General features: G+C 63.0%; 11 protein-coding genes. All 11 read left to right on the top strand.

All coding sequences use genetic code 11. The features are described 5' to 3' along the window. Window positions 1-389: 389 nt before the first annotated feature. The 11 genes from ACZM96_RS07595 (at window position 390) to ACZM96_RS07545 (ending at window position 8,928) form a co-directional block, all read left to right on the top strand. Window positions 390-992, top strand: a complete 603-nt coding sequence (locus tag ACZM96_RS07595; RefSeq protein ID WP_489488316.1) for a hypothetical protein — start codon at window positions 390-392, stop codon at window positions 990-992. Window position 993: 1 nt separating this feature from the next. Continuing rightward, the gene (locus ACZM96_RS07590) at window positions 994-1,638 is read left to right on the top strand and encodes a phage adaptor protein (RefSeq protein ID WP_489488314.1); all 645 of its coding nucleotides are present in this window, start codon (window positions 994-996) and stop codon (window positions 1,636-1,638) included. A 1-nt stretch (window position 1,639) separates the two neighbouring features. Next, the gene (locus ACZM96_RS07585; RefSeq protein WP_489488312.1) at window positions 1,640-2,005 is read left to right on the top strand and encodes a phage tail fiber protein; all 366 of its coding nucleotides are present in this window, start codon (window positions 1,640-1,642) and stop codon (window positions 2,003-2,005) included. Window positions 2,006-2,009: 4 nt separating this feature from the next. Beyond that, complete coding sequence (locus tag ACZM96_RS07580) at window positions 2,010-2,630, top strand: hypothetical protein (RefSeq protein ID WP_489488310.1); 621 nt, start codon at window positions 2,010-2,012, stop codon at window positions 2,628-2,630. Further along, window positions 2,621-4,093 (top strand): hypothetical protein, encoded by a 1,473-nt coding sequence (locus tag ACZM96_RS07575; protein WP_489488308.1) that lies wholly within the window; start codon window positions 2,621-2,623, stop codon window positions 4,091-4,093. Before ACZM96_RS07580 ends, ACZM96_RS07575 begins: the two co-directional genes overlap by 10 nt. Beyond that, on the top strand, window positions 4,093-4,413 hold the full coding sequence (locus ACZM96_RS07570; protein ID WP_294486173.1) for a hypothetical protein: 321 nt from the start codon (window positions 4,093-4,095) through the stop codon (window positions 4,411-4,413). The genes ACZM96_RS07575 and ACZM96_RS07570 overlap by 1 nt, the downstream gene beginning before the upstream one ends. 9 nt (window positions 4,414-4,422) lie before the next feature. Then, entirely contained in the window at window positions 4,423-4,908 is a 486-nt protein-coding gene (locus ACZM96_RS07565; RefSeq protein WP_489488306.1) for a hypothetical protein, read from the top strand. A 2-nt stretch (window positions 4,909-4,910) separates the two neighbouring features. Beyond that, on the top strand, window positions 4,911-5,465 hold the full coding sequence (locus ACZM96_RS07560; protein ID WP_489488303.1) for a hypothetical protein: 555 nt from the start codon (window positions 4,911-4,913) through the stop codon (window positions 5,463-5,465). 8 nt (window positions 5,466-5,473) lie between these two features. Further along, window positions 5,474-6,382 carry a hypothetical protein gene (locus ACZM96_RS07555; RefSeq protein WP_489488301.1) on the top strand — a complete coding sequence of 303 codons (909 nt, stop codon included), beginning with the start codon at window positions 5,474-5,476 and terminating at the stop codon, window positions 6,380-6,382. 8 nt (window positions 6,383-6,390) lie between these two features. Next, the gene (locus ACZM96_RS07550) at window positions 6,391-7,023 is read left to right on the top strand and encodes a hypothetical protein (protein WP_489488299.1); all 633 of its coding nucleotides are present in this window, start codon (window positions 6,391-6,393) and stop codon (window positions 7,021-7,023) included. 594 nt (window positions 7,024-7,617) lie between these two features. Further along, on the top strand, window positions 7,618-8,928 hold the full coding sequence (locus tag ACZM96_RS07545; RefSeq protein ID WP_489488297.1) for an outer membrane homotrimeric porin: 1,311 nt from the start codon (window positions 7,618-7,620) through the stop codon (window positions 8,926-8,928). The last annotated feature ends 364 nt before the right edge of the window (window positions 8,929-9,292 follow it).

Here is a 9,292-nt window from a genome sequence, read left to right as displayed (position 1 = left end):
ATGCGCAGGTTCCTGAACGATCCTGACAACCGTGCCTTCCGCACGACGCTGGAGAGGGTGTGATGGCGAAGATACCGCAGAAACTCATGGGCTGCTCGGAAAGTTTGTCGACAGCCTTGACTGCAACGATTTGCCCAAAGGGGGGCGGAGAATCCTGAGATAGTGGAAACGGCAGAGGAACTGTACCGCGATATGGGCACGGGAAGTCCGTTTTTCAAGGCCTGGTTTGGAAACTGGCCTGCGGCAAGAGCCTGTAATGAAGCCGTATCCGGGAGACCGGTAGTGACTTTGACCGGAAAAGAATTTCAGAAGGAGGGAGTGCCGCTGACGGAAAAAGTTCCGGCATGGTATGACGAGATGTTCCGAGGGGCGGTGCGGAGCCTGGAGACGTGAGCCGTAAAGGAACGGTGTTTGACCGGCAAAGTAACTGGAAAGGGAGAGGGTACGACACGTCGGTGATATCCGCGCCCGTGCGTATCGGCGATACGGATTATGCCGGGGAAGTTGTTGTAAAAACCGGTAAAGACAGGCAGGGACTTTATCTGCATGAGGTGGAAAATAAAAAGAGGCTCGAAGATGCGTTCAAGACTGCCAACGGCAGCGCACCCCAAGCCTCACGATTGATTTTGGGGCAACAGCTTGATGATGTCAAGCGCTCTTCCAAAGTCGTTGACGGTGAAGGCAGACCTCTGGTTGTTCACCACAATACAGACGCCGTTTTTGATGTTTTTTCCAAAGACAAGATAAACAGTCGGGGCGCTTATGGCGAGGGCTTTTATTTTGCCGAAAAGCCCGCGCCTTACGGCCCGCATCAGAAGGATGTCTATCTGAAAGGAACGTATGGACTGCCGGAAAAACGCGCAGCCACGGCGGCGGGACGCGCGGCTTCTGTGATCGCTGAGCCGTTCATCTCCTGCGGCATGGACAAAGCGGGGAACTGGCTTGGCGACAAGACTGGCGGCCTGCTCGGATACTTCGGATGGGGGGAATGATATGGCGGATCTGACAAGCTGGAAGGGACTGCAGGAAGCCGTGGCGGACTATCTGGGCCGCGACGACATGACGGAGCGCATACCCACGTTCATTGCGCTTGCGGAGCGGCGCATGAACCGTGAACTGCGGCTTCGGGTGATGGAGAGGCGGTCGGAAACGTCCGTTCTTGCCGGGCAGAGCGCGGTGCCGCTGCCGTGGCGCAGGCAGCCGGGCAACTGGGACGTGTTCATGGAGATGCGCGATCTCACCTGGGCGGATGCGGACGGCCGGACGGTGAACCTTACCTATTCGCCGCCGGACACGTACGGGCAGAAGAGGGCGCCGGGCAGGCCGCGGGAGTACACGATCATCGGGCGCGACCTGTTTCTGATGCCCGTGCCGGACGGCGCGGGAACGCTGTACCTCACCTATTACGCGGAGATTGAGCCGCTCGGGGAGAATCAGCCGGACAATCCCGTGCTGCTCACGTTTCCGGATCTGTACCTGTACGGGGCGCTGGTGGAAAGCGGGCCGTTCACGCGGGGGAGCGTGCCGCTGGAGACATGGACGCAGTATTACGCCGCGGCGAGGCAGAAGGCGGAAGATGGTGAACAGCGGGCGCGGTTCACGGCGAACATCACCATGCGCCCGGTAAGGAGGATATGACATGAGTTTGACCAATCACGGAGAAGACAAGCTGCTCACGCTGTTCAAGAACGACGGCTCGTACTATCTCGCGCTGTTCACGGCGGCCCCGGGCGAAGCGGGGGGCGGCGCGGAAGTGACCGGCGGGGCGTATGCGAGGCAGCTTGTCACGTTCGGGGAACCTGCCGACGGAACCATGAAGAACAGCGCGGCCATAGAGTTTCCCACGGCCACGGCGGACTGGGGAACGGCGGTTTCGTGGGGGCTTTTCGACGCGGCGAGCGGCGGAAATCTTGTCTGGTACGGTGAGATAACCACGCCCAAGGAGCTTCTGGCCGGCGACATTTACCGGATCAATACCGGCAACCTCACCCTGACCATGGACTGACGGCATGGGCGCGCTGTTTTCCACAATAAAGGCGCCGCCTCAGAATCTGGACAGTCTGGACGACTGGGGGAGCCTGGATGAGCTGCTCTGGTCTCTGGATTCCGACATCTGGAACAGCGCCGGACTGTACGCCCTGGAACAGGCGGTCGGCCCGGGCGAATCCGGAGAGGAAGTTTCGGCCGTGCGCATCAGGAGCGCGGAGCTTCGGGGGAGCGCCGGGGGCGGCGGAACCATGCAGGGGCATGCCGTGCTCTCTCTCACGGGGAGCGGCGCGGCCCTGCTGGATGGGGAACAGATAGGCGGCGTCACCGTGGGTATTCCCGTCTCACCGGCCTCCGCCGCGAGCGGAGAATCCTGCTTCATGCTCCGCCTGCAGCATGGCGGCGGGGGCGCGGAGGCTTTGGTCGAAAGCGGTTTTTTGCCGTATCGCGTCCGCATGACGGAGCTTTCCGGTCTTGCGGCGCAAACGTCGGAGCGCGAGGAGCCGAACCGCGTCCGCGGCGTGACGTGCGCCCCTTCCGCGGCGGCAGGCGAAGAGACGATTGTTCCGGAATACAAGGGCTGGGGCTGGACGGAGCTTGCGCGGCGTGAGGGCCTGTGGAGAGGAGTGGTGCAATGGCAATGAAGAAAACGCGGCTCGACTTCGGCGCGTGGGAGCCGGACGCGGCGCTTTTGAACGGGGAGCAGACTCCCGAGGCGCGCAACGTGATACCGGCAAGGCGCGGCTACCGGCCGCTTTGCGGCAGCGTTGCGCTTGCGTACGACGCGCTGCCCTCGCAGGCGAAGGCGGCCTATTCGCAGCGGGATCTGTACGGCACGAACACCACGTTCGCGGCCACGGCGGAAGGAATCTACACCCTTGAAGGCAAGACGTGGACGCCAAAGTATGCCGGAACCACGGCCTCAAACGTGCGGGCGTTCACGGAATACGGCAACGCGGTGTATGCGCTGTTCGGCTCCACGCTGCTGAAAAGTTCCGTGGCCGGGGTGGCGCAGAACTTCGAGGCCGTGGAAGGCGCGCCTGCCGGGGAAGTGTTCGGCGTGATACGCGACTTTCTTGTCATGGGCAAGCTGGTTGACGGCAGGAACGCCATACGCTGGTCGGGGCTGGACAGGCCGGACGAATGGCCGGAACCGGGCAGCAACGACGCGCAGTACATACAGTCGGACACGCAGGTGTTTCCTGTGGGCGGTCAGGTGCAGGCCATAGTCGGGGGCGTGGGCGGCGTGGACGGGCTGATTTTTCTGGAACGGGGCATACAGCGGGCGACGTATGTGGGCACGCCGTACATATTCCAGTTCGACCCGGTGGACAGGGAACACGGCTGCGCGTCGCCGTATTCTCCCGTGATATGCGGCAACGCCTGCGTGTATCTTGCGGAAGACGGCTGGCGCATGACCGACGGCGCAAGCGTGAAATCCATAGGCGTGGAGCGCGTGGACGAATGGTTTTTCGATCAGGTGTCCATCGAAAGACTGAGCGAGGTGCGCGGCGTGCACGACAACCGCAACCGCGTGGCCATGTGGAGCTTTCCCACGCCGGACGCCCCGGCGGGAATTCATGACCGGCTGCTCATCTACAACTACATTCTCGATCGCTGGTCCTACGGCGTTATCGACACGGAAACGCTGTTTCAGGACTACACGCGCGGCGGCATGACGCTGGAAGAGCTGGACGAATACGGCCCGCTGGACAGTCTGCCCTTCACGAGCCTTGACCTCGGCATCTTCAAGAACGGCGACATGAGCGTGATATCGAGTTTCGACACGTCGCACGGGCTGGCCAACTTCAACGGATCGACGCTGGAAGCGGTCATGGACACGGCGGAGCAGGGCGGGGACAGAATGATGGTGCACGGCTTCCGCCCTCTGGTGGACTGCGGCGGGGCGCAGGCGCTGCCGGTGTTCCGCAGCCGGGAAATGGACGCGCGAAGATTCGGCAGATACACGAAGCAGCAGCGCGACGGCGTGTGTTATCAGCATCTTTCCACCGTGTACCTTGCGGCGCGGGTCATGGTTCCGGCGGGGGAGAACTGGCGTCATGCCGTGGGCGTGGAAGCGCTGATTGAAGCGGAAGGAGGCATGTAATGGCGAACTTTGTTCCGCAGGTGTCGGCCTCGACGCCTGCGCAGATGATAGCGCTTGCCGTGGGCGTGAACGCCGCCCTCCGCGGCGACACGGCAAACATCGGGCGCGTGACGTGTGCCGCGGGAGAGACAAGCGTTACGGTGAAGGACAAACGTTGTCGTGCGGGGCGTCTTGCCATGCTCATTCCGCTGGATGCGGCGGCCGCTTCGGCGGTGTGGTGGCTTTCGGAGATGACCCGCGACAGCATGACGTTCCGTTTTGCCGCGGCTCCGGGCGAGTGTTCCTTCGGCTGGGCGCTCATCGGCGACGGCGGACAGTAGGAGAAAAATATGGCAGGACTTTATCAGCGCGGCGTGACGCCGAATTTTTCCAGTCCCGGCATGCGTGTGGACGCTTCCCGGGGCTCGGGCGGAGCCGTTCCCCGGGGCGCGGGGCTTTTGCAGCGTCAGAGTCAGGGCATGGACGCCTCAAAGCTCGGCGGTCTTCTCGGCATGCTGGGAAAGGGGCAGAGCGGTCAGGGGGAAGGCGTGTTCAATGAGGGCGTCATGCCCGGCGTCGGTCAGTCGATGGCCTCTCCGGTGAATTCGCAGGCGAAGAACACGGCGGCCATGATGCAGGGAAGCAATGTGGACGTGGCGTCCAACATGGCGGCAGGCGCGGCGGCAAACCTTCCTCAGCCGACCCTGGCGGGGAACTTCGGCCCCGGCACTCCTGCAACGGGCGGGAACGTCGGCAGCGCCGCTTCCGGCATGAATCTCAACTTTGATCCGTCCAGGCTCGGCGGACTTCTCGGATCGTTCAATTTCGGAGGCTAAGCATGGGCGAATTTTCCGGCATCTACAGGACGGAGCTTTCCGACGGGCAGCTCATGCGCTTCTGGTCGCGCATGCGCGCCAGCGGGCGCGACACGGCCACGTTCTACAACGTTCCGCGCATGGAGGAGCGGGATTTTGCCGCCTGGGCGCGTTCTTCCGACGTGCATCCGTGGATCATCCTGTTCCGCGGGGAGCCGTGCGGCCTGTTCTGGCTGACGGATCAGGAAGGCAGAACGGCGAAGTGTCATTTCGCCACGCTGCCGCAGGGCACGAAGAGAACGGCGGGCAGGCTTCCCGTGGCGCAGGGCTTCGGGCTGTACGCTCTCGGCATGGCGCTGCACGCGAAGGATGAGGAAGGCCGGTACCTGCTGGATCGCTGTTACGGCATCACGCCGCTGTACAACCGGGCGGCCGTGAGATTCATTCACAGGGTGGGGGCCATGGACATAGCCGTGCTTCCGGGCGCGGTGTTCAATCAGGCGACGGGGCACAACGCCGACGCCCTGCTCACCATGTACACGCGGGACACCGTTCCTGCGGAAAACGCAACGCTGTAGGAGGCGGTATGGGCGGCGGAAAAGGCGGTGGCAGTTCCACCACCACGGTGCAGAAGGCCGATCCCTGGGAAGGGCAGCAGCCCTATCTCACGGAGATTTTTCAGGAGGCGCAAAAGCTTTACAACAACGGCGGTCTGGCTCCCGACTACTATCCGGGGCAGACCGTGGCCGGGCAGTCGCAGTGGACGCAGGATGCGCTCAAGATGCAGGCCGACAGGGCGCAGAACGGCAGCCCGCTCATAGACAACGCCTCGAACGCGATGAACAACATCACGACGGGGCAGGCGCTTGCGGACAATCAGGGCCTGAATACGCTGAACCAGCTCTCGCAGGAGGACAACCCCTATGTCGATGAGCTGTACAACCGGGCGAACAGTCAGGTGCAGGCCGATCTCGACGGCAATTTCAACCGCGCGGGGCGTTACGGTTCCGGGGCGCATGAGGCGGCGGCCGCCGATGCGGCCAACAATCTCGCCGCGCAGATGTATTCCAGCTTGTGGGACAAGCGGGCGGATGCGGCCGCGCAGGCCGGTCAGCTCTACAACACGGGCGTGGGGCAGCAGGTGGTGGCGTCTCAGACCGGGCAGCAGCTTGCCAATCAGGCGTACACCGACGCGGCGGCGCTTTCCGAGGCCGGGGGCATGATGGACGACTACAATCAGCAGCTCATCAATGCCGACATCGACCGTTACAACTATGAACAGCAGCAGGCGCTGCTTGCGCTCCAGAACTACAACAATCTGATTCAGGGCAATTACGGCGGCACCAGCACCACGACGGGTCAGCAGAGCGGCGGGAGCACGGTGGGGAACGTGCTCGGCGGCGGACTGTCCGGCGCGGGCATAGGCAGCATGATCGGCGGGCCCGTGGGGGCCGGCATCGGCGCCATCGCCGGCGGTCTTCTCGGTCTGTTCTAGGAGGGAGTATGTTTGAAGGGTGGACGTCTCCGTTCGCGCAGGCGAACCGGCAGACCGAGGACAGAAACGCGGCGTGGAACGCGATAAGGAACGATCCCGGTTCCGCCGCGCTGATTGCCGGGCTTTCTCTGCTCTCGAACAACGACGGGAGCCGGAGTTTCGGGCAGCTTGTCGGCCGTGCCGGGTTCGATACCCTGACAGGGCTGGGAAGCATGGAGGCACAGCGGCAGACGCAGGAACGGCAGGAAACGCGGGACGCCGAGAGGTCTCAGTACCGCGACATGCAGATGCAGGAAATGCAGGCCGGACTGGACGAGCAGAACAGACGCCGCGACCTTCAGCAGCGCTTCGCCGCTGGAGACGAAACGGCGCTCAAGGAGCTGGATCCGCTGGCCTGGTGGAAGAACGAGCAGAAAAAGCAGCAGGCGGAGCAGTCTTTGCGCAACGCCATGACGCTTGCGGGGTACAGGGCGAAACTTGACGCCGGAAACGCGCCGCATCTTCGATACGTGAACGGCCTGGGCATGGTGGACAAGCGCACGGGGCTCGTCACGCCGCTGATGAATCAGAAGGGCGAGGTCGTTCTTTCTCCGAAGCAGCGCAAGCAGAGGGAAGAGGGGACGAAGGGGCCGCAGGGGTAATGCGGCGTGCGGGAAGGCGTCCGGCTGCGGACTCGCGGCCTGTGCCTTCCCGATGACTTTGGAAAACGGCAAGTGGTGAAGTGCCGATGCGACCGGCGCGGTCCCGCAGGCAAAAGCGGGCTTCCGCGCCGGTGTTTTTTTTTGCCGCTGGCGGAAACGCCCGTCGCCCGCGGCGCAGCCGGGGCATGACGTTGATTGCGGCAGGGCGGGGCAGGAAGAGACGGGCGGCGGACTTCCTTCCTGCGGCCCGGCGGATTCCTGCCTCGCGTTTTCCTGCGCTCCCCGTTATTTCCCGCAGGCATCCTCTTTGCCCGATTGTCCTTGCCGCGGCGTTTCTTGCTGTGACCGGCGTTGCCGCTCCCGGACGCTTCCTGCCCTCGCCCCTTTTTCCCCGCCCGGCCCGCCGATTCCGCGCCGACGTTGTGATTTTTATGTCGGAGCAGCGCCTTTTTTGACGTCCTGCTTGACAGAACACGAATGTATCGTTCATGCTGACGTTTTGTGTTCGCTCCGCCATGGGGACGGCTTTCGGGCCGAAAGGCGGAGCGGCGTCGAACCAGCCGTATCCGCGGTAAAACTTTTGGAAAGAAGAGCATGAAAAAACTGACTACTCTCCTTCTGGCGGCAGGCCTGACGGCCACCGCCGCTTCTCCCGCTTCCGCCGTTGACGTCAAAGTGGACGGCCGCTATCAGTTCCAGTTTCAGACCGGATCCGAAGGCTTCCACGGTCAGAACACCGACTATGCGCTCCAGCGCGTGCGTCTTGGTCTGACCTTCATCGCCAACGAGAATCTTTCCGGCTACTTCCAGCTTCAGGCCGGAACCTACGACTGGGGATCCGACACCACCGGCAACAGCGTGGACGTGACCATGCGTCAGGCCTACATCGACTGGACCGTGCCGAGCACCGACATCAAGGTGCGCATGGGCCGTCACGCCTTTGATCTGCCCGCCTACGCGAGCGTTTCGTCCATGATCGCCGATCTCGTGGCCGACGGCGTGGTGGTGTCCGTGCCCTTTGCCGACCGCTACAATGTGACCGGCTTCTGGACCCGCATGGCGAGCGGCGTCAACGGCGAGGGCGACGCCACCGACGTCAACGCGCCGAAGTATGATCTGTTCGGTCTGGTGGGCAACGCGTCCTTCGACGGCTTTACCGTGTCCCCGTGGGCGATCTACGGAGCCAAGGGCGACGCCACCTACGCGGACGGCACGCATTTCAATCCGTCCAATCTGACCGATCAGGGCAACATCAGCGGACAGGGCCGGGCCGACATCGCGATTTTCGGCGCGGGCTTCGAGTGGAAGCCCTTTGATCCCGTCACGCTGGCCCTCGACGCTGCCTACGGCTTCGTGAAGTACGACGAATCCGACGATCAGGAAGGCTGGTACGCCGTGGGCAAGGCCGCCTACGCCACGAGCTTCGGCGAACCCACTCTTCTGGCCTGGTACGCTTCCGGCGACAACCGGGGCCGCGACGAGAATTCCGGTCAGATTCCCATCATCTACGGCGACTTCAACGGCACGAGCACCTACTTCGACAACACCTTCGGCCCCGTTGGCGGCCATCGTTACAGCTTCGGCGGCACGTGGGGCGTGAGCGCGCAGATGAACGGCATGTCCTTCATCGACGGGCTGACCCACGATTTCAGCGTGACCTACTTTGCAGGCACGAACAACAAGTACAACGGCGGCTACGGCAGCGGCTACGACTACCTCACCACCGAGGATTCCGCCGTGGAATTCGATCTGCTCTCGACCTACGAGATCTACAAGAATCTGCATACGGCGCTTGAACTTGCGTACATCATTGAGGATTTTGATACCAATCCCGCGCACGGACGCGGCAATGAGGATTTCAAGAACGACTGGCGCGCCGCGCTTCATTTTGAATACAAGTTCTAATTCGCCGATGAACGGTTGCGGCGTCCGGGCCGCATGAGAAAACGCGCGGGGGAAACTCCGCGCGTTTTTTCGTGGGCAGGCGGGGAGAGCGGGGAGTGCGAGCGGGGGCAAGTGGAGCGGCGCACGGAAGCGCCCGGGGCGAAGTGTGGGGAAAAGTGAAGGAAGAGGAAAAAGCGGAGGAGCGAGCGCGGGGCGGGGGAGGAGGCGGGGGCTTGCGCCCCTGCGGAAAGCGTGGGGCGTGAACGTGAGACCCTTGCACGGGCAACGTTCGGTGAACGGTCGCCGCGTTGCGGAACACTGCGGAAGAAGACGGGGAAAATCGGGAATGTCGTGCAGGCGATGACCTGCGGAACCTCGTCGCCGG

The organism is Mailhella sp., assembly GCF_057866825.1.
Note: the sequence above shows the minus strand (reverse complement) of the source record. Positions and strands in the feature narration are given on the sequence as shown.